Source organism: Shewanella sp. ANA-3 (assembly GCF_000203935.1).
In the GTDB taxonomy this organism is placed as follows: Bacteria; Pseudomonadota; Gammaproteobacteria; order Enterobacterales; family Shewanellaceae; genus Shewanella.
The window spans coordinates 249,680-272,096 of the sequence record NC_008577.1 but is presented as its reverse complement, the minus strand read 5'-3'; the positions used below and the strand labels follow the sequence as shown (position 1 = coordinate 272,096).

Here is a 22,417-nt window from a genome sequence, read left to right as displayed (position 1 = left end):
GGAAAATGTCTGGAACATTTTCAGTAAAACCCATCTGGGTTGTATGGTTAAGCCTCTCGAGTCATTAGTATCAGTTAGCTCAACGCCTCACAACGCTTACACACCTGACCTATCAACGTCCTAGTCTCGAACGGCTCTTTAGTGGACTTAAAGTCCAAGGGATGACTCATCTTGGGGCTCGCTTCCCGCTTAGATGCTTTCAGCGGTTATCGATTCCGAACATAGCTACCGGGCAATGCCATTGGCATGACAACCCGAACACCAGCGGTTCGTTCACTCCGGTCCTCTCGTACTAGGAGCAACTCCCCTCAATCATCCAACGCCCACGGCAGATAGGGACCGAACTGTCTCACGACGTTCTGAACCCAGCTCGCGTACCACTTTAAATGGCGAACAGCCATACCCTTGGGACCGACTTCAGCCCCAGGATGTGATGAGCCGACATCGAGGTGCCAAACACCGCCGTCGATATGAACTCTTGGGCGGTATCAGCCTGTTATCCCCGGAGTACCTTTTATCCGTTGAGCGATGGCCCTTCCATTCAGAACCACCGGATCACTATGACCTACTTTCGTACCTGCTCGACGTGTCTGTCTCGCAGTTAAGCTGGCTTATGCCATTGCACTAACCGTACGATGTCCGACCGTACTTAGCCAACCTTCGTGCTCCTCCGTTACTCTTTGGGAGGAGACCGCCCCAGTCAAACTACCCACCAGGCACTGTCCTTAACCCCGATTAGGGGCCCAAGTTAGAACATCAACACTACAAGGGTGGTATTTCAAGGACGACTCCACGAGAACTAGCGTTCCCGCTTCAAAGTCTCCCACCTATCCTACACATGTAGGGTCAATGTTCAGTGCCAAGCTATAGTAAAGGTTCACGGGGTCTTTCCGTCTAGCCGCGGGTATACGGCATCTTCACCGCAATTTCAACTTCACTGAGTCTCGGCTGGAGACAGCGTGGCCATCATTACGCCATTCGTGCAGGTCGGAACTTACCCGACAAGGAATTTCGCTACCTTAGGACCGTTATAGTTACGGCCGCCGTTTACCGGGGCTTCGATCATGAGCTTCTCTTGCGATAACCCAATCAATTAACCTTCCGGCACCGGGCAGGCGTCACACCGTATACGTCATCTTGCGATTTTGCACAGTGCTGTGTTTTTGATAAACAGTTGCAGCCACCTGGTATCTGCGACTGCCGTCAGCTTAGGGAGCAAGTCCCATCACCAACAGCAGCGTACCTTCTCCCGAAGTTACGGTACCATTTTGCCTAGTTCCTTCAGCCGAGTTCTCTCAAGCGCCTTGGTATTCTCTACCCGACCACCTGTGTCGGTTTGGGGTACGATTCCCGCTAACCTGAAGCTTAGAAGATTTTCCTGGAAGCATGGCATCAACTACTTCATCCCCTTGGGGACTCGTCATCAGCTCTCAGTGTATAGTGACCCGGATTTGCCTAAGTCACCCACCTACCACCTTAAACGCGGACTACCAACGCCGCGCTAGCCTAGCCTTCTCCGTCTCTCCATCGCAGTTAGCGGAAGTACAGAAATATTAATCTGTTTCCCATCGACTACGCCTTTCGGCCTCGCCTTAGGGGTCGACTCACCCTGCCCCGATTAACGTTGGACAGGAACCCTTGGTCTTTCGGCGAGGGGGTTTTTCACCCCCTTTATCGTTACTCATGTCAGCATTCGCACTTCTGATACCTCCAGTGTGGGTCACCCCTTCACCTTCAACGGCTTACAGAACGCTCCTCTACCGCGCAACCCTAATGGATTGCACCCGTAGCTTCGGTGGTATGTTTAGCCCCGTTACATCTTCCGCGCAGGCCGACTCGACTAGTGAGCTATTACGCTTTCTTTAAATGATGGCTGCTTCTAAGCCAACATCCTAGCTGTCTAAGCCTTCCCACATCGTTTCCCACTTAACATACACTTTGGGACCTTAGCTGACGGTCTGGGTTGTTTCCCTTTTGACGACGGACGTTAGCACCCGCCGTCTGTCTCCCGGATAGCACTCTTTGGTATTCGGAGTTTGCAAAGGGTTGGTAAGTCGGGATGACCCCCTAGCCTTAACAGTGCTCTACCCCCAAAGGTGTTCGTCCGAGGCGCTACCTAAATAGCTTTCGAGGAGAACCAGATATCTCCCGGTTTGATTGGCCTTTCACCCCCAGCCACAAGTCATCCGCTAATTTTTCAACATTAGTCGGTTCGGTCCTCCAGTTGATGTTACTCAACCTTCAACCTGCCCATGGCTAGATCACCGGGTTTCGGGTCTACGCCTTGCAACTAAACGCGCAGTTAACACTCGGTTTCCCTACGGCTCCGCTATTCGCTTAACCTCGCTACAAAACGTAAGTCGCTGACCCATTATACAAAAGGTACGCAGTCACGGTCTCAAGAACCGCTCCCACTGCTTGTACGTATACGGTTTCAGGTTCTATTTCACTCCCCTCACAGGGGTTCTTTTCGCCTTTCCCTCACGGTACTGGTTCACTATCGGTCAGTCAGGAGTATTTAGCCTTGGAGGATGGTCCCCCCATATTCAAACAGGATATCACGTGTCCCGCCTTACTCGTTTTCATCAAAGGTTAGTTTTCGTGTACGGGGCTATCACCCTGTGCCGCTGGACTTTCCAGACCATTCCACTAACACCCCTCTGACTTAAGGGCTAATCCCCGTTCGCTCGCCGCTACTAGGGGAATCTCGGTTGATTTCTTTTCCTAAGGGTACTTAGATGTTTCAGTTCCCCTCGTTTGCCTCACTACACTATGTATTCATGTAGTGATAACAGCTTATGCTGCTGGGTTCCCCCATTCGGACATCGTTAGCTCAAATGCTTGTTACTAGCTCGCCAACGCTTTTCGCAAGTTACTACGTCCTTCATCGCCTCTGACTGCCAAGGCATCCACCGTATACGCTTAGTCGCTTAACCATACAACCCAAATGAGTTTCACTTGAATTGTTGCGACCAGCTGGTTTTACTTGTCTCATCTTCGACCAAGAAGATGGACTCGCCTTAGACTTGAATATTCAAGACACTTAAAAAGTGTTTTAAGAACTCAATTTTTTTCGTATTAACACAACGACAGACATCATTGTATTAATTACTATCAGCTTTCCAAATTGTTAAAGAACAATGCTTACCGGCATGCGGTGCATTTCGCTCTCCCTCCTCTTTCGAGAAGTTCAACAAGCCATCTGTGTGAACACTCAACAAACATCGAGTTAGTCGTATAGGTAAGGAGGTGATCCAGCCCCAGGTTCCCCTAGGGCTACCTTGTTACGACTTCACCCCAGTCATGAACCACAAAGTGGTGAGCGCCCTCCCGAAGGTTAAGCTACCCACTTCTTTTGCAGCCCACTCCCATGGTGTGACGGGCGGTGTGTACAAGGCCCGGGAACGTATTCACCGTGGCATTCTGATCCACGATTACTAGCGATTCCGACTTCATGGAGTCGAGTTGCAGACTCCAATCCGGACTACGACGAGCTTTGTGAGATTAGCTCCACCTCGCGGCTTTGCAACCCTCTGTACTCGCCATTGTAGCACGTGTGTAGCCCTACTCGTAAGGGCCATGATGACTTGACGTCGTCCCCACCTTCCTCCGGTTTATCACCGGCAGTCTCCCTAGAGTTCCCGCCATTACGCGCTGGCAAATAAGGATAGGGGTTGCGCTCGTTGCGGGACTTAACCCAACATTTCACAACACGAGCTGACGACAGCCATGCAGCACCTGTCTCAGAGTTCCCGAAGGCACTAAGCTATCTCTAGCGAATTCTCTGGATGTCAAGAGTAGGTAAGGTTCTTCGCGTTGCATCGAATTAAACCACATGCTCCACCGCTTGTGCGGGCCCCCGTCAATTCATTTGAGTTTTAACCTTGCGGCCGTACTCCCCAGGCGGTCTACTTAATGCGTTAGCTTGAGAGCCCAGTGTTCAAGACACCAAACTCCGAGTAGACATCGTTTACGGCGTGGACTACCAGGGTATCTAATCCTGTTTGCTCCCCACGCTTTCGTGCCTGAGCGTCAGTCTTTGTCCAGGGGGCCGCCTTCGCCACCGGTATTCCTCCAGATCTCTACGCATTTCACCGCTACACCTGGAATTCTACCCCCCTCTACAAGACTCTAGTTTGCCAGTTCGAAATGCAATTCCCAGGTTGAGCCCGGGGCTTTCACATCTCGCTTAACAAACCGCCTGCGCACGCTTTACGCCCAGTAATTCCGATTAACGCTTGGACCCTCCGTATTACCGCGGCTGCTGGCACGGAGTTAGCCGGTCCTTCTTCTGTAGGTAACGTCACAGCTGCAAGGTATTAACTTACAACCTTTCCTCCCTACTGAAAGTGCTTTACAACCCGAAGGCCTTCTTCACACACGCGGCATGGCTGCATCAGGGTTTCCCCCATTGTGCAATATTCCCCACTGCTGCCTCCCGTAGGAGTCTGGGCCGTGTCTCAGTCCCAGTGTGGCTGATCATCCTCTCAGAACAGCTAGGGATCGTCGCCTTGGTGAGCCATTACCTCACCAACTAGCTAATCCCACCTAGGTTCATCCAATCGCGAGAGGCCCGAAAGTCCCCCTCTTTCCCCCGTAGGGCGTATGCGGTATTAGCAGTCGTTTCCAACTGTTATCCCCCTCGACTGGGCAGATCCCTAGGCATTACTCACCCGTCCGCCGCTCGCCACCTCAGGAGTAAACTCCCTTGTGCTGCCGCTCGACTTGCATGTGTTAGGCCTGCCGCCAGCGTTCAATCTGAGCCATGATCAAACTCTTCAATTAAAAGTTTTTTGAATCCGAAGATTCGACTCAATGAATTCTGAATCGACTTAACTTAATAAGTCGTTGTACATATTGCTATGAACACTCATTCATTGATTTAAATTTTGATTACTCGCCAAACGGCAGAGTAATTTCGATTAACTCAACACCTGTGAGTGTCCACACAGATTTCTTGTTTAGATTGTTAAAGAGCATTTGACCTCAGCTTTCGCGTTACCGCTCAGCGGGTCAGGGCTGCGTATTCTACGCATTTCCCTTGTCGCGTCAAGGCGTTTTTACAAACTTCTTGATGCTTTCGAATCAACTGCACATTTTGCATTCGATTCGCACTGTCACCGCGCTTGCTTTCGCTGTCTGCCGTGTCAGTGGATGCGCATTATAGGCAGCAGAACTTTTTGTGCAAGGGCTTTTTAAAAGAAAAAAGATCGCATGGCGATCTTTTCTACAATGGCGTTCTATTTACGCGCAATCTGCTGCTTAATTCAGCTTTTTCGCGCCTTTATCGATAAAACCTTGGATCAGCGATACGGCTTTTGCATCATCCCAGTCGACAAATGATCTCACAAACGCGATCAATTGACCGTTTTGATCGAGAATAAAGGTCGCAGGGATAGTATCTAATGGAAACACCTGCCCAAGGTTTTGCTGGGGATCATAGTAGGAATTAAAGTTTGCCATTCCTAATGAGGTTAAAAATGGCTGAACCTGTTGTTTGCCATCCGCATCGATAGAGATAGGTAATAGTGCAAACTCTTCTGCTTTAAACTTTGTCGCCAAGCGTTCAATCGCAGGTAACTCTCTGACACAGGGAGGACACCAAGTCGCCCACATGTTCACCATCACGACTTTGCCTTTATATTGGCTGAAATCGATCGCCTTGCCATCGACATCGCTAAAAGCGACGGGATCGATAGGATAAGTCTTGGGTAGAACGTTAATCAGATCGACTGTCGACTCTATCGGCTTGTTTGCCTGCTGCATGCCGGGGTACGCTTGGGCACCACCAGCAAAGGCAACAGACAGACTCGCAAGGATTGCAGCTAAGGCAAATGACTTCATTTAGTATCACGCTTTAATAAAGCATCGAGCGCTTTTTGATCTTCGGCGCTGATCTCGGCCTCAGTGCAGCCACCGATACGTTGCTTGCGGATAAAGATGAAGCCAATGATCAGACCGAGCAGCAACAAACCCACTGGACCTAACCAAAGAATATAGGTTTTGGTTTCCATTTTAGGTTTGTAGAGAACGAACTCACCATAGCGGCTCGTCATAAACTCGATGATCTCATCATCGCCCTTGCCTTCATCAACCATCTTGTAGACTTCAAGACGCAGATCTCGGGCAACGGGTGAGTTAGAGTCGATCAGGTTTTGGTTTTGACATTGCGGACAACGCAGTTCATGGGCCAGCGATAAACCACGTTTTTGGTTTTCTGGCGATTTAAACTCGTAAGTATCGACGGGTGTCGCCATGGCCGCTGTTGCCATACTCAGCAACAACACTAAACCACCGATGATTTTTGTCAGTGTTCTCACGCTGCACCATCCTTCGCCGCTTCAGCTTGTAGTTGTTGGATCATGGGGTACAAAGTTTCGCTCCATACGCGCTGGTCGATTGGACCGGCGTAACGGAAACGAATGATGCCTTTATGATCGACAATAAAGCTTTCTGGCGCACCATAAACCCCGAGGTCTAATCCTAAACGGCCATCCTTATCGAAGATGTTGGTATGGTACGGATCGCCTTGACGTTTTAATTCTTCCAATGCGGGAATACGCTCGTCGCGGTAGTTAATCCCGTAGATAGGCAGAATATTTTGGCGTTTCAGCATGACTAAGAAAGGATGCTCATACTTACAAGATGGACACCAAGTGGCCCATACGTTGAGTAGTGAGACTTTGCCTTTCAGTTGCTCATTGGTAATCATCTCGCTTGGTGTTTCGAGACGTTCCAGTTGGAAAGCCGGGATCGGCTTTCCTTCCAGAGCTGAATCCAGTTTCTGTGGATTTAAAAACAATCCTTTGTATAAAAATACCCCCATGCCAAGAAAGATGACTAATGGGATAAACAGAACCAACTTCTTCATATATTCCCCAACTATTGCGCGGTAGCTAATTTCGCTTTTTCAGCTTGTGGCTTAACCGTAGCCGCCACTTTTGAGCGATAGCGTTTATCCGATGCGGCGAAGAAACCACCAACCATCATGAATATTGCTCCAAACCATAACCAACGAACAAATGGCTTGTAGTTCAAACGCACAGCAAACTCAGTGCTGCTGATTGGGTCGCCCATGGTGACATATAAGTCACGGAACAGACCCCAATCGATACCCGCTTCGGTCATGTCCATAGTACGCACATTGTATTGGCGACGATCAGGCTTGAGCAACGTCAGCAGTTTATCGCCTTTGTAGATCTCAATTTGACCTTGTTGCGCGGTGTAGTTAGGACCTACGACGTTCTTAGTCTCGAGATACTTAAAGGTATAGCCCGCAAGCTCTTGGCTCACGCCTGGGCCCATACGCACACTCTTCTCAACCGAGTAGTTCGATACCATAGTGGCACCAATCACCGACACGGCAATACCTAAGTGGGCTAAGATCATCCCTAGTTCGCTGCGGCCCATACGTGCCACGCTCACTTCGCCTTCTTTTGGCTTAACGATGTTATACGCGGCTCTTGCCGTCGCTAACACAATCCAAGACGCAGCGGCGATACCACAGGCAACCCAAGCGTTGAACGCACCATCCACAATAAACGGTGTCACGATACCAATCGCTGCAGAGACTAATGCAGGCACCAGTAATTGACGTTTGAGCTCACCGGCTTTGGATTTCTTCCAGCGGATGATTGGACCGACACCCATAAAGCCAAACAGTACGAGGACGATAGGCACAAACACAGCATTGAAGTATGGAGGTCCAACAGAAATCTTACCCATGCCTAAGGCATCGATCAGCAGTGGATATAGAGTTCCTAACAACACAGTACCCGCTGCAACCGTGAGTAACACGTTACAGACTAACAGCATGGTTTCTTTTGATTTCAGCTCGAAACGTGCAGGGCTGCTCATTTCACTGGCGCGGAAGGCGAACAGCGTGAGTGAACCACCAATCGCAAGACCCAGCAGTAACAGAATGAACATACCGCGGCTTGGATCGGCTGCGAAGGAGTGTACTGAGGTCAATACACCCGAACGCACGATAAAGGTACCGAGTAAGCTTAAAGAGAACGCGAAGATAGACAGTAATACGGTCCAGTTACGGAACGCACCACGTTTTTCGGTCACGATCAGTGAATGCACTAATGCTGTACCGACTAACCAAGGCATAAAGGAAGCGTTTTCTACGGGATCCCAGAACCACCAGCCACCCCAGCCTAATTCGTAGTATGCCCACCAAGAACCTAATGCAATACCGCCTGTGAGGAAAATCCAAGCGGCTAAAGTCCAAGGACGTGACCAACGTGCCCATGCAGAGTCAAGGTGACCACTCATCAGAGCTGCAATCGCAAACGCGAAGCTTACCGAGAAGCCCACATAACCTAAGTACAGCATAGGTGGATGGAAGATTAAGCCCACGTCCTGCAGCATTGGGTTTAAGTCACGACCTTCGGCTGGCATTGGGAATAGGCGTTCAAATGGGCTAGAGGTGAGTAGCATAAATAAGCTAAAGCCAATCACGATCAGCGCCAGTACAGCTAAAACCCTAGCGGTGAACACTTCTTCTAAGCCTTTACTGAATAAGGCAACCGAAGCCGCCCAGGTCGATAGCGCAAACACCCAGAACAGCAGTGACCCTTCATGACCGCCCCATACGGCCGCAATCTTAAAGAAGATAGGTAACTGGGAGTTCGAGTGATGTGCCACATAGGCAACGGAGAAGTCATCAACGGCGAAGCTGTAACCAAGAGATACTACGGATAAAGCGATAAAAAAGAACATTCCGTAGGTTAACGGCCAAGCATACCTCACTAGATATTGGTCTTTACGGGCAACACCTATAAGGGGAACGCTGACTAATAAGAAGGCGAATGCCACTCCTATAATCAGCGAAAAGTGTCCAAGTTCTGGGATCATGGGTTTTCCTCAGTCTCTAATAATATGTTGATTTAGAAAGACTCTAGACCAACGCACAACATGCTGTTCACACAAATGCACGAAATTTTGTTCATTTTAGTATTTGCTATTGTTCCTGTCTGCCTCTTTCATACAAAACTGGGTGACTTGTCTCATTCTCGATTTTTGTCGAAATGGAGCCATCACTGGCCTACAGTTTTGCATGTGACAGATAAATGAGCCTTAAGTTTCATACAAAATTTACCTGATGGATCAATTTGTGAACCAGTGCCCAACTCTCAGTTTTCACTGCGTTGAAGGTCTTATATTACTGTTCAATGAATAATCTTTACGTATAATCTTGCTTCCAAGCCGGCGGTAACAACCGCTTTTATGCAAACTAAAGTGAATATAGAAACAATGACGACATTTTGGATTTTTATTGCGCTTGTTGTGTTGGTCAGCTTAACGCTGATCTGGATCCCGCATTTCAGACAGCAAAAGTTGTTACGCACTGAAGAAGCCGGCGTTCGCAGACAAACTAACCTTGAATTGTTCAATGAACGTCTTGCCACTCTTGAGAAAGAACTCAATGAAGAACTGCTCGACCAAGCTGAATTTGATGCACTGAAGAAAGAGCTAGAAATCAGCCTGCTCCAAGACATCAAACAAGCGAGCGATGATTCACTCGTCAACCAGATCAAACCTAAGAGCATTTTATGGCCATCGGTCATGTCGGTCTGCTTGATTGCGATTTCAGGTTACCTCTATCAGCACTTGGGTGCCTTTGAGAATATCGGCAACACCCAACCTGCTAACCCACATGCGGGTATGGACGCGGCGCAAATCATGGCACAACGCGTACAGATGATGGAGGCACAAGTACAAGCCGAGCCTGAAAACAGCCAAGCTTGGTTCAGCCTAGGTCACGCTTATATCTCTGCTAACCAATTCGATAAAGCCGTTGCAGCCTTCGATAAGGTGATGGAATTAGTCGGTAAACACGCTGAATTAATTGGTCCAAAAGCAACAGCTATGTACTATAAAGCGGGTCAGCAAATGACTCCGCAAATTCAAGCTTTAATTGATGAATCTTTAGCGTTAGATCCACAGGATCCATCAACCTTACTGCTCGTCGGTATGGATGCTTTCTTCACTGCTAACTATCAAAAAGCCATTGATTCATGGCAAACCATTCTCAATAGCGACCGCACCGATGTAGACCGCGCCGCGCTGATGAATGCCATTGAAACGGCAAACCTGCGTATGCAAGGCGAAACCGCGGGCATGCCTAACGATGATGTCCACAAGCAGGCAAAAGTTGCGACTAAGTCTGTAAGTATTGCGATTTCAATTTCACCCGAACTGGCCGCACAAGCAGGCCCTGATGACACTATCTTCGTCTTCGCCCGTGCGACCGAAGGTCCTAAAGTGCCATTAGCGGCAACTAAGGTGAGCGCAAAAACTTTACCGGTAACAGTAACGCTCGATGACAGCACAGGTATGGGTGGCGATGTGAAACTGAGCCAAACTGCGAGTGTTGAAGTGATCGCGGTGTTGTCTAAGCATGGCAATATCAAACCTCAGGCAGGTGATATTCAAGGCAAAGTCAGCAAAGTAAATGTGGGTGACACTGCAAGCTTAGTGTTAGATACCCAAGTGCAATAAGTTATCCGTGCCTAGCGCTAGGTTTCGGCTTAGCGCAGACATAAAAAAACCGGCTAATGCCGGTTTTTTTAACACTGCAAAAATTACTGAGCTTTAGACATAAACTCGATAGCTGCTTTGTAATCTTCGTCAGTACAATCAGTACACATACCACCTGGTGGCATTGCGTTTAAGCCAGTTTTTACACTGTGTAACAGAGTGTCCATACCTTTTGCTAAGCGTGGTTCCCACTCAGCAGCGTTGTGCGCCTTTGGAGCACCAGCAACACCCATGCTGTGGCATACGGTACATGCCTTGTTGAAAATAGCTTCAGCATCTTGAGCTGAAACGTTGACTGACATAGTCAAAGCAGCGACTGCAGTCATTGCTAACAGTTTTTTCATGTTCAATGTTCCTAATGCAAATACGTACAAAGCTCTCGCTGCCCTTTGAGGCAGACTCATTATAGCGGACTAAGATTACTACAAACTTCAATAAATCTCATCTTTTTGTGATTAGAATCTCAGCACAAATGATATAAGGCGACAAGCGTGACAAATTCGTTAATATATTAGCAAGTATTAAAAAAGTTCGATTAGTTCGAGAAATATTGCGGTTATTGGAACCACATCAAATTGCTGACATCTAGTATTAAGCAAGTGTAAACCCCGCAATATCGTTTGTGTTAGAATCACTTGTGTTTCCTTCCGGCTTGAGATAGAGGGTTCAGTGACAAATATAACTTCAGTAAACACACTGGTATCGGCGAGCAAGCTGACATGTATCCGCGAAGAACGCATCCTGTTTGATGAATTAAGTTTTGATATTAATGCTGGCGATATCGTCCAGATCGAAGGCCCAAATGGCGCCGGCAAAACCAGTTTATTACGTATATTGGCAGGCTTATCTCGTCCCTACGCTGGACAAACTTTTTATCTCAATGAAGATATTAACCGTTACCGCGACGAATATAACGAAGACCTATTGTATTTAGGCCATCTTGCTGGGGTGAAATCCGAATTATCCGCTGAAGAAAACCTTAACTTCAATTTAAGAATCAGTGGCTATGATGATTTCGATACTTCCGCCATTCTCGCTAAAGTGAATTTAGCCGGGTTTGAGGAAGCACTCGCCGGGCATTTATCCGCTGGTCAACACCGCCGTACAGCATTAGCCAGACTCTGGCACAATGACTGTAAAGTGTGGATCCTCGATGAGCCTTTTACCGCAATCGATAAAAGAGGTGTCGAAGAGCTTGAACAGTTATTTATTCAACATGCGGATAATGGTGGCTGCGTGATCCTCACCACTCACCAAGATATGGGCATTATCAAAGATGATAGGCTTCGTAAAATTCGTCTAGATTATCGCTTCGTATAAGGTTTGGCATAATGAAAAGAGGCATCAGCTTTACCCAAGCGTTTTTAACATTACTACAGCGGGATCTAAAAATCGCCATTCGTCACCGCGGTGATATCTTTAATCCCTTGTTATTCTTCATCATGGTTGTGACTCTATTCCCTTTGGGAATTGGTCCTGAACCACAAATGCTAGCCCGTATTGCTCCTGGGATTATTTGGGTTGCGGCATTACTGGCGTCTATGCTTTCACTCGAGCGTCTATTTAAAGCCGACTTTAGCGATGGCAGCTTAGAGCAAATGCTACTCAGCCCACAGCCACTCTCGGTATTGGTATTGGCCAAAGTATTAGCCCACTGGCTACTGACTGGCGTGCCACTGATTATTATCGCGCCCTTGCTGGCGGTGCTGCTCAATTTAGACGCCAACAGTTATGGTGCGCTGATTGCAACACTCGCACTGGGCACACCAGTATTATCCCTCTTAGGCGCAATTGGTGTGGCCCTAACCGTGGGTCTGCGTAAAGGCGGCGTGTTACTGAGTCTGCTTATTTTACCACTTTATATTCCTGTGCTGATTTTCGCGACCAGCGCCATAGATGCTGCAGGAATGAATTTACCCTATGATGGTCAGCTCGCTATAATTGGCGCCATGTTGATCGGTTCGTTAACCTTAGCACCCTTTGCAATTGGTGCATCTCTGCGAGTGAGTACTAACTAAAATGTGGAAATGGTTACACCCTTACGCGGATCCTGAGCGCGCTTACAAATTATCAGGAACATTATTTCCATGGTTTGCCACCTTAGCCTGCCTTTTTATTGCCGTCGGCACGGTATGGGGATTAATGTTTGCTCCAACAGATTATCAACAGGGCGACAGCTACCGGATTATCTTTATCCATGTTCCAGCAGCCTCAATGTCAATGGCCGCCTACATGGGTATGGCGACAGCCGCATTTATCGGCCTCGTATGGCAAATTAAACTGGCTGATTGGGCCGCCGCATCCATTGCACCTATTGGTGCCGTGATTACCTTTATCGCCCTCTTTACTGGTGCGACTTGGGGTAAGCCCATGTGGGGGACTTGGTGGGTATGGGATGCGCGTCTAACGTCTGAATTAGTTCTGCTATTCCTCTACTTGGGCGTTATCTCGCTCTATGCTTCCTTCGAAGACAAAGTGCTGGCAGCACGTGCAGCAGGGATCTTAGCGATCGTCGGCGTGATCAACATTCCGATCATCAAATACTCGGTTGAATGGTGGAGCTCTCTGCATCAACCATCAACTATCAAAATTACCTCTAAATCGACTATGTCGAGCGAAATGTTATACCCACTTTTAATCAATATTTTAGGTTTCGGCCTTATGATAGGGGCTATCACAATTGTGAGATTTAGAGCAGAAATCTTAGCAAGAAACGGCATGCGCCCTTGGGTGCGTGAACTTGCTAAAGCTGAGGAGGTCAAATAATGCAATTCGATTCTATCAGTGATTTTTTCAACATGGGTGGCTATGCCTTTTATGTATGGCTTGCCTATGGCGTGACCTTCTTCTGTTTATCGACGCTGATCATCACTAGTGCGCGCCAAAAGCGCAAAGTACTGATTGAAATCGCGAAGAAGATGAACCGCGAAGAACGCCTTAAAGAGACTAGGAGTACCAAATCGTGAACCCAAGACGCAAAAAGAGACTGACGTTAGCTGTAGCATTAATCGGTGGCGTAGCCGCGATTGCTTCGCTTCTGCTGTATGCGCTGAACTCCAACTTAAACTTATTCTATACACCGTCGGAGATCGTACACGGTAAAACCGATACCGGTGTTAAACCCGAAGCGGGCCAACGTATTCGCGTAGGCGGTATGGTAACGGTTGGTTCTATGGTGCGCGATCCAAACAGCCTGCACGTGCAATTTGCCGTGCATGACTCATTAGGTGGCGAAATTCTCGTGACCTATGACGATCTGCTGCCGGATCTGTTCCGCGAAGGCCAAGGTATTGTGGCACAAGGTGTATTAGGTGAAGACGGCAAATTGGCCGCAACCGAAGTACTGGCTAAGCATGACGAAAACTACATGCCGCCAGAAGTGGCCGAAGCCATGGGCCAAAAACATGAAAAGTTAGATTACAGCCAGCAAAAATCGGCGGCGCAATAATCGCCATGCTGTAAATTTAGATAAACAAAGAGCCTCTTCGGAGGCTTTTTTATTGTCCATTCACAATTAACGGCTGAACTATACTCAAGACAGTTTTCCAGCAGGACGCTGTCTATGAATGTGATTAAGCCATTTAACAAAAGATGGCGACTGTTGCTACTCCTAATGCTCACCAGTCACCCGCTGATGCTCTACGCTGCTAAAGTGGTGGTTATCGAAAGTTACCATCAAGGCTATCAGTGGGATAAAGAATACTATCAAGCCATTACCGATAAACTGACACCACAACATCAAGTTAGCCACTTTGAGATGGACACTAAGCGCTTAGCTAAAGAGCGCTACGCCGAGCGTGCAGAACTCGCTTGGCAATTTATTGTGGAGCAACAACCACAACTTGTGATCCTTGCCGATGACAACGCCGTTCATTATCTCCATAAACGCCTCAATCACGGCCAAATTCCCGTGGTTTACCTCGAGGTGAATATGAATCCTCGGGAATACCATTTAAATGAACATAGACGCTTCACAGGCGTGCTAGAGCGCCCCTTACTCAAGCGTTCCTTACTCTTACTCGAGAGATTATTGCCACAAGCCAAGCATCGTAAAATCCTAGTGCTCTTCGATGGCAGCAATACTTCGAAAATCGCGGCCGAGTACATCAGTAAGCAACCATCAAGCATGTTAAGTGATATCGAAGTTCACATTCTCCAGCTAGCCCAATTAGCAGAGTGGCAACAACAAGTCAGAGCGGCAAAGGATAATGGTTATAGTGCAATTGTAGTGGCGCTGTATCACGCAGTCAGAGATGAACACGATCAATCAGTGGATGCCGATAACTTGCTCGAATGGATTGCTAACCACACGCCGGTGCCGAATTTCGGCTTTTGGGGATTTAGCATCTATGCCAATGGCAATCTAGGTGGCTATGTGCTCGATGGCTATCATCATGGCTCAATCGCTGCGGACATGGCCCTTAGAATACTCACAGGAGAAAAGCCTGAGAACATCTTCCCTATCACGGATGCTCTTGGCCAATATCGATTTAGCCGTGCAGCGATAAAGAAATGGCAACTCAAACTGCCAAAGGAAATTGAGAAACAAACGACTTGGGTTGATTAAAGAAGAAACGCTAAAAACAAAAAAACCGGGCTTAGAGCCCGGTTTTTCAATCTTTGTAACCTTAATTACTCAGCAGCTTCAACTTCAACAGCTTGAGCAGCTTCTGGACGACCTACTAGCTCGATGTAAGCCATTGGGGCTTTATCACCAGCACGTAAACCGCACTTAAGGATACGGGTGTAGCCACCAGGACGTTCCTGGTAACGTGGACCCAATTCAGTGAATAACTTACCTACGACTTCAGCGTCGCGAGTACGTGCAAACGCTAAACGACGGTTTGCAACGCTGTCACTCTTAGCAAGTGTTATCAGAGGCTCAACTACGCGACGCAGTTCTTTCGCTTTAGCTACGGTTGTCTTGATGATCTCATGACGAACCAGTGAGCTTGCCATGTTACGGAACATAGCTTGGCGGTGGCTGCTGTTGCGGTTAAGTTGACGACCACTCTTACGATGGCGCATGACCTAATCCTTATAACCTAAATCTGTACAAACCTGAGACTTATAGGTCGTCTGCTAAACTAGCTGGAGGCCAGTTTTCCAGACGCATACCTAACGACAGTCCGCGAGAAGCTAAAACGTCCTTAATTTCAGTAAGAGACTTCTTACCTAAGTTAGGGGTCTTCAGCAGCTCAACTTCAGTACGCTGTACCAGATCTCCGATGTAATGAATCGCTTCGGCTTTCAAACAGTTAGCCGAACGTACAGTTAGCTCTAAATCGTCGACAGGACGCAACAGAATCGGATCGAACTCCGGCTTCTCTTCTTTCATTTCTGGCTCAGTCACGTCGCGCAGCTCAACAAACGCATCCAGCTGTTCAGCTAAGATGGTTGCAGAACGACGGATAGCTTCCTCAGGATCGATAGTACCGTTAGTGGTCATATCGATAACGAGTTTATCCAAGTCAGTACGCTGTTCAACACGAGCTGCTTCTACATTGTAGGCAATACGTGCAACTGGCGAGAAAGAAGCATCAACCAGCAAACGGCCGATTGGGCGATCATCGTCTTCAGTCTGTGCACGAGCAGATGCTGGCACATAACCACGACCACGCTCAACGCGAATACGCATGCTGATATCATTGTTACCTGTTAAATGACAGATAACATGATCAGGATTCACGATAGTGACATCACCATCATGCGTGATATCTGCTGCGATGACAGGGCCTGCGCCGGACTTGCTTAATGTAAGCATAGCCTCGTCTTTACCCTCGATAGTCACTGCTAACCCTTTCAGGTTCAGCAAGATTTCAAGGATATCTTCTTGTACGCCTTCCTTACTGCTGTATTCGTGCAGTACGCCGTCAATCTCGACTTCGGTAACCGCGCAGCCGGGCATAGACGACAATAGGATGCGACGCAACGCGTTACCTAAAGTGTGGCCGAAACCACGCTCAAGCGGTTCCAAAGTAACCTTGGCACGTGTTGAGTTAACCTGCTCGATATCAACGAGACGCGGTTTAAGAAATTCTGTAACAGAACCCTGCATTGTGTCCTCTCTTGTTTGTTAGCCTTACTTAGAGTAAAGCTCGACGATCAGCTGTTCGTTAATTTCCGCAGACAAATCGCTACGTTCTGGAATACGCTTGAAAGCACCTTCCATTTTCGCGCTGTCGACTTCAACCCATGTAGGCTTCTCGCGTTGAGCAGCCACTTCTAAAGCCGCTTTGATACGAGCTTGAGTGCGTGACTTTTCACGGATGCTTACAACATCATTCGCAGACACTTTGAATGACGGAATGTTAACAACACGACCGTTAACCATAATTGATTTATGGCTTACTAGCTGACGTGATTCTGCACGAGTCGCACCGAAACCCATACGATAAACAACGTTATCTAAACGAGTTTCTAAAAGTTGCAACAGGTTCTCACCAGTGTTGCCTTTCAGACGTGCAGCCTCTTTGTAGTAGTTACGGAATTGCTTTTCTAACACACCGTAAATACGACGAACTTTTTGTTTTTCGCGTAACTGTAAACCGTACTCTGACAGACGTGGCTTACGAGCGCCATGCTGTCCTGGTGCAGATTCCAGTTTACACTTTGAATCGATTGCTCTCACACCGCTTTTTAAGAAAAGGTCAGTACCTTCTCGGCGGCTGAGCTTGAGCTTGGGACCCAAGTATCTTGCCATGATCTTTCTCCAACTATCCTAATGAAACGCGTTATACACGACGCTTTTTAGGAGGACGACAACCATTATGAGGGATCGGCGTCACATCGGTAATGTTGGTAATTTTATAACCAACAGCGTTCAGCGCACGAATGGCTGATTCACGACCTGGACCTGGACCCTTCACAAACACTTCAAGGTTTTTTAAACCGTAGTCTTGAGCAGCAGCACCTGCACGCTCAGCAGCTACCTGTGCAGCAAATGGCGTAGATTTACGTGAACCACGGAAACCTGAACCACCTGAAGTAGCCCATGACAACGCATTACCTTGACGATCTGTAATGGTGACAATTGTGTTGTTGAAAGAAGCATGGATATGAGCCATGCCATCTGCAACCTGTTTACGTACGCGCTTACGCGGAGAACGTGACGGAACTTTAGCCATTGTCTACCTTCCCGTTACTTCTTGATTGGTTTACGTGGACCTTTACGCGTACGCGCATTGGTCTTAGTACGTTGCCCACGAAGAGGCAGGCTACGACGATGGCGGAGACCACGATAGCAACCAAGGTCCATCAGACGCTTGATGTTCATGGAAATCTCACGACGTAAGTCACCTTCTACTAAGTATTTGGCAACTTCTTCGCGTAGGGTGTCGATTTGAGCTTCGCTCAATTCCTTGATCTTAGCAGTTTCAGCAATTGACGTAGCTGCGCAGATTGCTCTAGCGCGAGTACGGCCGATGCCGAAAATTGCAGTCAATGCGATGACTGTATGCTTTTGATCAGGAATGTTAATGCCAGCGATACGGGCCACTATGCACTCCTTAAGTTAAAGGCCAACTGCGAAAAGCCCGAAAGGATACTCGACAGTTGACAGATTTGCAAACAATATTTTGTTCAGCCCAAAACTGGGCTGAACAATCTTTCAATTAGCCTTGACGCTGTTTGTGTTTTGGTTCAACACAGATAACGCGTACAACGCCACTACGCTTGACGATCTTGCAGTTACGGCAGATCTTCTTCACGGAAGCTCGAACTTTCATTTCATCACTCCGTAAAGCTACTTAGCGACCAAAGCGATCTAAGTTCGCTTTGTTTACTAGGTTAGCTTTCTTCATCACAGACTCATACTGATGTGACATCATATGGGTCTGAACCTGAGCCATGAAGTCCATGATTACGACTACCATAATTAGTAGTGAAGTACCGCCAAAATAGAACTGTACTTTCCACGCAATTAACATGAACTCCGGAATTAAACAGATAAAGGTAATGTATAACGCGCCAGCTAATGTCAGGCGAGTCATTACTTTATCAATGTAACGCGAAGTCTGTTCTCCAGGACGGATCCCAGGGATGAATGCACCACTCTTCTTCAGGTTATCTGCTGTTTCACGTGGGTTAAATACCAACGCAGTATAGAAGAAACAGAAGAAGATAATCGCTGCTGCATACAATAATGAGTAAAGCGGTTGTCCTGGTGACACGGCCAGTGAAAAATCACTTAACCATGACATAGACTCATTTTGACCAAACCACTGAGCCAGTGTGCCTGGGAACAAAATGATGCTTGACGCAAAAATTGGAGGAATTACACCCGCCATGTTTATTTTCAGCGGCAAGTGAGTAGATTGCGCAGCGAATACCTTACGGCCTTGCTGGCGCTTAGCGTAGTTAACAACGATACGACGTTGACCACGTTCTACAAACACCACGAAATAAGTCACAGCAAAAATAATTACCGCGAGCAACAACAATACTAACACATTCAGGTCACCTTGACGCGCCTGCTCAGCCGTTTGGCCGATAGCGGAAGGTAATCCAGCAACAATACCTGCGAAAATTAAAATCGAGATACCGTTACCTATACCTCGTTCGGTAATTTGCTCACCTAGCCACATCAGGAACATGGTTCCTGTTACTAAGCTCACAACCGCAACAAAGTAGAAACCGAATCCAATGTTGACCACTAGGCCTGGGACTAAGTTTGGTAACCCTGTTGCAATACCGATCGACTGGAATGTACCCAGCACCAACGTACCCCAACGTGTGTACTGACTGATTTTTTTACGTCCAGACTCGCCTTCTTTTTTCAATTCAGCGAGTGCTGGATGCACCACAGTCAATAACTGCATGATAATCGATGCCGAAATGTACGGCATGATACCTAATGCAAAGATAGAAGCACGGGAAAGAGCACCACCCGAGAACATGTTGAACATGCCAAGGATGGTACCTTTTTGCTGAGCAAACAGCTCTGCTAATACAGCTGCGTCAATACCAGGAATTGGCACAAACGAACCGGCTCTAAAGACGATAATCGCACCAATCACGAACAGGAGGCGAGCTTTCAACTCAGAAAGTCCACCTTTCGCGCTTTTTAAATCAAGTCCTGGTTTTGCCATCGACGTATTATTCCTCGATCTTACCGCCAGCAGCTTCAATCGCTGCACGTGCACCTTTGGTTACCTTGAGACCTTTTACGGTCACTGGGCGCTCAATGGTACCTGAAAGAACGATTTTCGCAAACTGGATGTTGCGAGTAATAACGTTCGCATCTTTCAGAGCGTTTAAGTCGATAACATCACCGTTAACTTTAGCCAGTTCGAGTACACGAACTTCAGCTGTTACCATAGCGCGACGCGAGGTAAAACCAAATTTAGGTAAACGGATCTTAAGTGGCATTTGACCACCCTCGAAGCCCGGGCGTACACCGCCACCGCTACGAGATTTTTGGCCTTTGTGACCACGACCAGCAGTTTTACCTAAGCCTGAACCCATACCACGGCCTACACGCTTTGGTGCATGCTTAGCGCCTGCAGCTGGAGATAGAGTATTTAAACGCATCTATTAATCCTCCACCTTAACCATGTAGTAGACCTTGTTGATCATACCGCGAACTGAAGGAGTATCTTCTAATTCAACAGTGTGACCAATGCGACGCAGACCAAGACCAGTTAAGGTCGCACGGTGCTTTGGTAAACGACCGATAGCACTTTTAGTCTGAGTAACTTTTACAGTTTTAGTTGCCATGGTGCATTACCCCCGAATTTCGTCAACATTCAGGCCACGCTTAGCTGCGATTTGCGAAGGTGACTTCATGTGCACCAGAGCATCTACAGTCGCGCGAACGATGTTGATCGGGTTAGTAGAACCGTATGCTTTTGACAGAACGTTATGAACGCCTGCAACTTCTAATACGGCACGCATTGCGCCACCGGCGATAATACCGGTACCCTGTGATGCTGGTTGCATGTATACACGTGAACCAGTATGACGACCTTTAACTGGGTGATGCAGAGTGCCTGCATTCAACTCAACGGTCACCATGTTACGACGGGCTTTTTCCATAGCTTTTTGAATCGCTGCTGGAACTTCGCGCGCTTTACCATAGCCATAGCCGACCTTACCGTTACCATCACCCACTACTGTTAGTGCAGTGAAGCTAAAGATACGACCGCCCTTAACTACTTTAGAAACACGATTAACTGCAATTAATTTCTCTTGCAGATCGTCTTTTTGCTGAGCTTCTAATTTAGCCATTTTTATAACCCCTTAGAACTGGAGGCCAGCTTCACGAGCAGCATCTGCCAGAGCAGCTACACGACCGTGATACTTGAAACCAGAACGATCGAACGCAACAGTAGTTACGCCTTTCTCGATCGCGCGTTCAGCAATAAATTTACCTACTGCTTTAGCCGCGTCTACGTTACCGGTACTCTTCAGTTGCTCTTTAACCGCTTTTTCCACGGTTGAAGCAGCTGCCACCACCTGAGCTTCAGGATTGATCACCTGAGCATAAATGTGACGCGGTGTACGATGTACAACCAGACGGTTCACGCCCAGCTCTTGGATCTTCTTACGAGCGCGAATAGCGCGACGTAAGCGAGATGTTTTCTTATCCATATCGCGTTACCTACTTCTTCTTAGCCTCTTTACGGCGTACTTCTTCGTCGTCATAGCGAACACCCTTGCCTTTGTATGGCTCTGGTGGACGGTATCCGCGAATCTCAGCAGCGACTTGGCCAATTAACTGCTTATCAACGCCACGTAGGACGATGTCAGTTTGGCTTGGACACTCTGCAGTAACGCCTGCGGGCAGTTTGTGTACTAACGGATGAGAGAAACCTAAAGTCAGGTCAATGTCAGAACCGACGAGCTTCGCACGGTAACCAACGCCAACTAACTTTAACTTACGCTCAAAACCTTGAGATACACCAACAACCATGTTGTTTACTAATGCACGTGTGGTACCAGCCTGTGCCCAAGCGCCAACAGCGCCTTCAACAGGTAGGAACTTGATCACGCCATCTTCAATAACAACATTGACCGCATTGTTGATCACTCGAGTCAGACTTCCTTTCGCGCCTTTGACGGTCAGGGTCTGTTCGTTTAAGGTCACCTCTACGCCAGCTGGAATAGATACTGGTGCTTTTGCTACACGAGACATTCCTAGCTCCTTATGCTACGTAGCAGATAACCTCGCCACCCATGCCTGCAAGGCGGGCGGCACGATCAGTCATCAGGCCTTTAGAAGTGGACACAATTGCGACACCCAGTCCGCCCATCACTTTTGGTAATTCGTTTTTACCTTTGTAAATACGAAGACCAGGACGGCTTACGCGCTGGATAGTCTCAACGACTGGTTGGCCTTGGAAATACTTTAAAGTGATTTCCAGTTCAGGCTTGGCTTCATCTGCTACGGCGTAATCAGCGATGTAACCTTCTTCTTTAAGCAGTTTCGCGATAGCGACTTTCAGCTTAGCAGAAGGCATCTTCACAGATACTTTGTTAGCAGCTTGGCCGTTACGAATACGGGTTAACATATCCGCAATAGGATCTTGCATGCTCATATTAGCTTACTCCGTGACAAGTGCTTACCAGCTAGCCTTACGCAGGCCAGGAACTTCACCACGCATGGTTGCTTCACGTAACTTGATACGGCTTAAACCGAACTTACGCAGGAAACCATGTGGGCGACCAGTTTGATTACAACGATTGCGTTGACGCGATGCGCTGGAATCACGTGGTAGAGCTTGCAGCTTTAATACTGCGTCCCAACGGTCTTCGTCAGAAGAAGCTGGACTTGCAATAATTGCTTTCAGAGCAGCGCGCTTTTCAGCGAACTTAGCTACGAGCTGTGCACGCTTTGCTTCACGTGCTTTCATTGATGTTTTTGCCATTA

General features: G+C 47.7%; 26 protein-coding genes and 2 rRNA genes. 7 read left to right on the top strand and 21 right to left on the bottom strand.

What is annotated here, in order from left to right:
• Positions 1–43: 43 nt before the first annotated feature.
• From SHEWANA3_RS01280 to SHEWANA3_RS01255, 6 genes are all read right to left on the bottom strand, one after another.
• Positions 44–2,936: ribosomal RNA gene (locus SHEWANA3_RS01280) — 23S ribosomal RNA — on the bottom strand.
• A 306-nt stretch (positions 2,937–3,242) separates the two neighbouring features.
• Positions 3,243–4,785, bottom strand: a 16S ribosomal RNA gene (locus tag SHEWANA3_RS01275).
• The 16S and 23S rRNA genes sit together here, the layout of an rRNA operon.
• Positions 4,786–5,262: 477 nt before the next feature.
• On the bottom strand, positions 5,263–5,844 hold the full coding sequence (locus SHEWANA3_RS01270) for a TlpA disulfide reductase family protein (RefSeq protein WP_011715478.1): 582 nt from the start codon (positions 5,842–5,844) through the stop codon (positions 5,263–5,265).
• Entirely contained in the window at positions 5,841–6,320 is a 480-nt protein-coding gene (nrfF, locus tag SHEWANA3_RS01265) for a heme lyase NrfEFG subunit NrfF (RefSeq protein WP_011715477.1), read from the bottom strand. Before nrfF ends, SHEWANA3_RS01270 begins: the two co-directional genes overlap by 4 nt.
• A complete protein-coding gene (locus SHEWANA3_RS01260) occupies positions 6,317–6,871 on the bottom strand; it encodes a DsbE family thiol:disulfide interchange protein (RefSeq protein WP_011715476.1) in 555 nt (184 codons plus the stop codon). Before SHEWANA3_RS01260 ends, nrfF begins: the two co-directional genes overlap by 4 nt.
• Before the next feature lie 11 nt (positions 6,872–6,882).
• Positions 6,883–8,862, bottom strand: a complete 1,980-nt coding sequence (locus SHEWANA3_RS01255; RefSeq protein ID WP_011715475.1) for a heme lyase CcmF/NrfE family subunit — start codon at positions 8,860–8,862, stop codon at positions 6,883–6,885.
• Between the two features lie 399 nt (positions 8,863–9,261).
• Here SHEWANA3_RS01255 and ccmI point away from each other — a divergent pair, with 399 nt between their 5' ends.
• A complete protein-coding gene (gene ccmI / locus SHEWANA3_RS01250; protein ID WP_011715474.1) occupies positions 9,262–10,509 on the top strand; it encodes a c-type cytochrome biogenesis protein CcmI in 1,248 nt (415 codons plus the stop codon).
• Between the two features lie 83 nt (positions 10,510–10,592).
• Here the strand turns inward: ccmI and SHEWANA3_RS01245 are convergent, their stop codons facing one another.
• Complete coding sequence (locus SHEWANA3_RS01245) at positions 10,593–10,892, bottom strand: c-type cytochrome (RefSeq protein WP_011621040.1); 300 nt, start codon at positions 10,890–10,892, stop codon at positions 10,593–10,595.
• A 325-nt stretch (positions 10,893–11,217) separates the two neighbouring features.
• Between SHEWANA3_RS01245 and ccmA the strand changes: the two genes are divergently transcribed.
• The 6 genes from ccmA (at position 11,218) to SHEWANA3_RS01215 (ending at position 15,115) form a co-directional block, all read left to right on the top strand.
• Complete coding sequence (ccmA, locus tag SHEWANA3_RS01240) at positions 11,218–11,868, top strand: cytochrome c biogenesis heme-transporting ATPase CcmA (protein WP_011715473.1); 651 nt, start codon at positions 11,218–11,220, stop codon at positions 11,866–11,868.
• Between the two features lie 11 nt (positions 11,869–11,879).
• Positions 11,880–12,566 carry a heme exporter protein CcmB gene (gene ccmB, locus SHEWANA3_RS01235; protein ID WP_011715472.1) on the top strand — a complete coding sequence of 229 codons (687 nt, stop codon included), beginning with the start codon at positions 11,880–11,882 and terminating at the stop codon, positions 12,564–12,566.
• A 1-nt stretch (position 12,567) separates the two neighbouring features.
• Positions 12,568–13,314: a heme ABC transporter permease gene (locus SHEWANA3_RS01230; protein WP_011715471.1), complete on the top strand. Its 747-nt coding sequence runs from the start codon at positions 12,568–12,570 to the stop codon at positions 13,312–13,314.
• The gene (ccmD, locus tag SHEWANA3_RS01225; protein WP_011621036.1) at positions 13,314–13,514 is read left to right on the top strand and encodes a heme exporter protein CcmD; all 201 of its coding nucleotides are present in this window, start codon (positions 13,314–13,316) and stop codon (positions 13,512–13,514) included. Before SHEWANA3_RS01230 ends, ccmD begins: the two co-directional genes overlap by 1 nt.
• The gene (ccmE, locus tag SHEWANA3_RS01220; protein WP_011715470.1) at positions 13,511–13,996 is read left to right on the top strand and encodes a cytochrome c maturation protein CcmE; all 486 of its coding nucleotides are present in this window, start codon (positions 13,511–13,513) and stop codon (positions 13,994–13,996) included. Before ccmD ends, ccmE begins: the two co-directional genes overlap by 4 nt.
• A gap of 114 nt (positions 13,997–14,110) precedes the next feature.
• Positions 14,111–15,115, top strand: a complete 1,005-nt coding sequence (locus SHEWANA3_RS01215) for an ABC transporter substrate binding protein (RefSeq protein ID WP_011715469.1) — start codon at positions 14,111–14,113, stop codon at positions 15,113–15,115.
• A gap of 65 nt (positions 15,116–15,180) precedes the next feature.
• Here SHEWANA3_RS01215 and rplQ read toward each other — a convergent pair whose 3' ends face one another.
• From rplQ to rpsN, 14 genes are all read right to left on the bottom strand, one after another.
• Positions 15,181–15,576 (bottom strand): 50S ribosomal protein L17, encoded by a 396-nt coding sequence (rplQ, locus tag SHEWANA3_RS01210; RefSeq protein ID WP_011621033.1) that lies wholly within the window; start codon positions 15,574–15,576, stop codon positions 15,181–15,183.
• Between the two features lie 40 nt (positions 15,577–15,616).
• Positions 15,617–16,606, bottom strand: a complete 990-nt coding sequence (gene rpoA, locus SHEWANA3_RS01205) for a DNA-directed RNA polymerase subunit alpha (RefSeq protein WP_011070632.1) — start codon at positions 16,604–16,606, stop codon at positions 15,617–15,619.
• A 24-nt stretch (positions 16,607–16,630) separates the two neighbouring features.
• Positions 16,631–17,251, bottom strand: a complete 621-nt coding sequence (rpsD, locus tag SHEWANA3_RS01200) for a 30S ribosomal protein S4 (protein ID WP_011715468.1) — start codon at positions 17,249–17,251, stop codon at positions 16,631–16,633.
• Between the two features lie 31 nt (positions 17,252–17,282).
• The gene (gene rpsK, locus SHEWANA3_RS01195) at positions 17,283–17,675 is read right to left on the bottom strand and encodes a 30S ribosomal protein S11 (RefSeq protein ID WP_006083577.1); all 393 of its coding nucleotides are present in this window, start codon (positions 17,673–17,675) and stop codon (positions 17,283–17,285) included.
• A 14-nt stretch (positions 17,676–17,689) separates the two neighbouring features.
• Positions 17,690–18,046, bottom strand: a complete 357-nt coding sequence (gene rpsM / locus SHEWANA3_RS01190) for a 30S ribosomal protein S13 (protein WP_011070630.1) — start codon at positions 18,044–18,046, stop codon at positions 17,690–17,692.
• Positions 18,047–18,161: 115 nt separating this feature from the next.
• The gene (rpmJ, locus tag SHEWANA3_RS01185; protein WP_006083579.1) at positions 18,162–18,275 is read right to left on the bottom strand and encodes a 50S ribosomal protein L36; all 114 of its coding nucleotides are present in this window, start codon (positions 18,273–18,275) and stop codon (positions 18,162–18,164) included.
• A gap of 21 nt (positions 18,276–18,296) precedes the next feature.
• On the bottom strand, positions 18,297–19,637 hold the full coding sequence (secY, locus tag SHEWANA3_RS01180; protein ID WP_011621032.1) for a preprotein translocase subunit SecY: 1,341 nt from the start codon (positions 19,635–19,637) through the stop codon (positions 18,297–18,299).
• 7 nt (positions 19,638–19,644) lie between these two features.
• Positions 19,645–20,079 (bottom strand): 50S ribosomal protein L15, encoded by a 435-nt coding sequence (rplO, locus tag SHEWANA3_RS01175; RefSeq protein WP_011070628.1) that lies wholly within the window; start codon positions 20,077–20,079, stop codon positions 19,645–19,647.
• Positions 20,080–20,082: 3 nt separating this feature from the next.
• On the bottom strand, positions 20,083–20,265 hold the full coding sequence (gene rpmD / locus SHEWANA3_RS01170) for a 50S ribosomal protein L30 (RefSeq protein ID WP_007644440.1): 183 nt from the start codon (positions 20,263–20,265) through the stop codon (positions 20,083–20,085).
• Positions 20,266–20,271: 6 nt separating this feature from the next.
• Complete coding sequence (gene rpsE, locus SHEWANA3_RS01165; protein WP_007644438.1) at positions 20,272–20,775, bottom strand: 30S ribosomal protein S5; 504 nt, start codon at positions 20,773–20,775, stop codon at positions 20,272–20,274.
• Between the two features lie 12 nt (positions 20,776–20,787).
• Positions 20,788–21,138 carry a 50S ribosomal protein L18 gene (rplR, locus tag SHEWANA3_RS01160; RefSeq protein WP_011715467.1) on the bottom strand — a complete coding sequence of 117 codons (351 nt, stop codon included), beginning with the start codon at positions 21,136–21,138 and terminating at the stop codon, positions 20,788–20,790.
• 10 nt (positions 21,139–21,148) lie between these two features.
• The gene (rplF, locus tag SHEWANA3_RS01155) at positions 21,149–21,682 is read right to left on the bottom strand and encodes a 50S ribosomal protein L6 (protein ID WP_011715466.1); all 534 of its coding nucleotides are present in this window, start codon (positions 21,680–21,682) and stop codon (positions 21,149–21,151) included.
• A gap of 10 nt (positions 21,683–21,692) precedes the next feature.
• Positions 21,693–22,085 (bottom strand): 30S ribosomal protein S8, encoded by a 393-nt coding sequence (gene rpsH / locus SHEWANA3_RS01150; protein ID WP_007644434.1) that lies wholly within the window; start codon positions 22,083–22,085, stop codon positions 21,693–21,695.
• A gap of 24 nt (positions 22,086–22,109) precedes the next feature.
• Positions 22,110–22,415 (bottom strand): 30S ribosomal protein S14, encoded by a 306-nt coding sequence (gene rpsN, locus SHEWANA3_RS01145; protein ID WP_011715465.1) that lies wholly within the window; start codon positions 22,413–22,415, stop codon positions 22,110–22,112.
• Positions 22,416–22,417: the final 2 nt, after the last annotated feature.

What these genes read in the sequence shown, in the direction of transcription:
- SHEWANA3_RS01270 (WP_011715478.1), bottom strand. Translation starts at nt 5,844, where the DNA reads ATGAAGTCATTTGCCTTAGCTGCAATCCTTGCGAGTCTGTCTGTTGCC.
- SHEWANA3_RS01260 (WP_011715476.1), bottom strand. Translation starts at nt 6,871, where the DNA reads ATGAAGAAGTTGGTTCTGTTTATCCCATTAGTCATCTTTCTTGGCATG.
- SHEWANA3_RS01255 (WP_011715475.1), bottom strand. Translation starts at nt 8,862, where the DNA reads ATGATCCCAGAACTTGGACACTTTTCGCTGATTATAGGAGTGGCATTC.
- ccmI (WP_011715474.1), top strand. Translation starts at nt 9,262, where the DNA reads ATGACGACATTTTGGATTTTTATTGCGCTTGTTGTGTTGGTCAGCTTA.
- SHEWANA3_RS01245 (WP_011621040.1), bottom strand. Translation starts at nt 10,892, where the DNA reads ATGAAAAAACTGTTAGCAATGACTGCAGTCGCTGCTTTGACTATGTCA.
- ccmB (WP_011715472.1), top strand. Translation starts at nt 11,880, where the DNA reads ATGAAAAGAGGCATCAGCTTTACCCAAGCGTTTTTAACATTACTACAG.
- SHEWANA3_RS01230 (WP_011715471.1), top strand. Translation starts at nt 12,568, where the DNA reads ATGTGGAAATGGTTACACCCTTACGCGGATCCTGAGCGCGCTTACAAA.
- ccmD (WP_011621036.1), top strand. Translation starts at nt 13,314, where the DNA reads ATGCAATTCGATTCTATCAGTGATTTTTTCAACATGGGTGGCTATGCC.
- SHEWANA3_RS01215 (WP_011715469.1), top strand. Translation starts at nt 14,111, where the DNA reads ATGAATGTGATTAAGCCATTTAACAAAAGATGGCGACTGTTGCTACTC.
- rplQ (WP_011621033.1), bottom strand. Translation starts at nt 15,576, where the DNA reads ATGCGCCATCGTAAGAGTGGTCGTCAACTTAACCGCAACAGCAGCCAC.
- rpoA (WP_011070632.1), bottom strand. Translation starts at nt 16,606, where the DNA reads ATGCAGGGTTCTGTTACAGAATTTCTTAAACCGCGTCTCGTTGATATC.
- rpsD (WP_011715468.1), bottom strand. Translation starts at nt 17,251, where the DNA reads ATGGCAAGATACTTGGGTCCCAAGCTCAAGCTCAGCCGCCGAGAAGGT.
- rpsK (WP_006083577.1), bottom strand. Translation starts at nt 17,675, where the DNA reads ATGGCTAAAGTTCCGTCACGTTCTCCGCGTAAGCGCGTACGTAAACAG.
- rpmJ (WP_006083579.1), bottom strand. Translation starts at nt 18,275, where the DNA reads ATGAAAGTTCGAGCTTCCGTGAAGAAGATCTGCCGTAACTGCAAGATC.
- secY (WP_011621032.1), bottom strand. Translation starts at nt 19,637, where the DNA reads ATGGCAAAACCAGGACTTGATTTAAAAAGCGCGAAAGGTGGACTTTCT.
- rplO (WP_011070628.1), bottom strand. Translation starts at nt 20,079, where the DNA reads ATGCGTTTAAATACTCTATCTCCAGCTGCAGGCGCTAAGCATGCACCA.
- rpmD (WP_007644440.1), bottom strand. Translation starts at nt 20,265, where the DNA reads ATGGCAACTAAAACTGTAAAAGTTACTCAGACTAAAAGTGCTATCGGT.
- rpsE (WP_007644438.1), bottom strand. Translation starts at nt 20,775, where the DNA reads ATGGCTAAATTAGAAGCTCAGCAAAAAGACGATCTGCAAGAGAAATTA.
- rplR (WP_011715467.1), bottom strand. Translation starts at nt 21,138, where the DNA reads ATGGATAAGAAAACATCTCGCTTACGTCGCGCTATTCGCGCTCGTAAG.
- rplF (WP_011715466.1), bottom strand. Translation starts at nt 21,682, where the DNA reads ATGTCTCGTGTAGCAAAAGCACCAGTATCTATTCCAGCTGGCGTAGAG.
- rpsH (WP_007644434.1), bottom strand. Translation starts at nt 22,085, where the DNA reads ATGAGCATGCAAGATCCTATTGCGGATATGTTAACCCGTATTCGTAAC.
- rpsN (WP_011715465.1), bottom strand. Translation starts at nt 22,415, where the DNA reads ATGGCAAAAACATCAATGAAAGCACGTGAAGCAAAGCGTGCACAGCTC.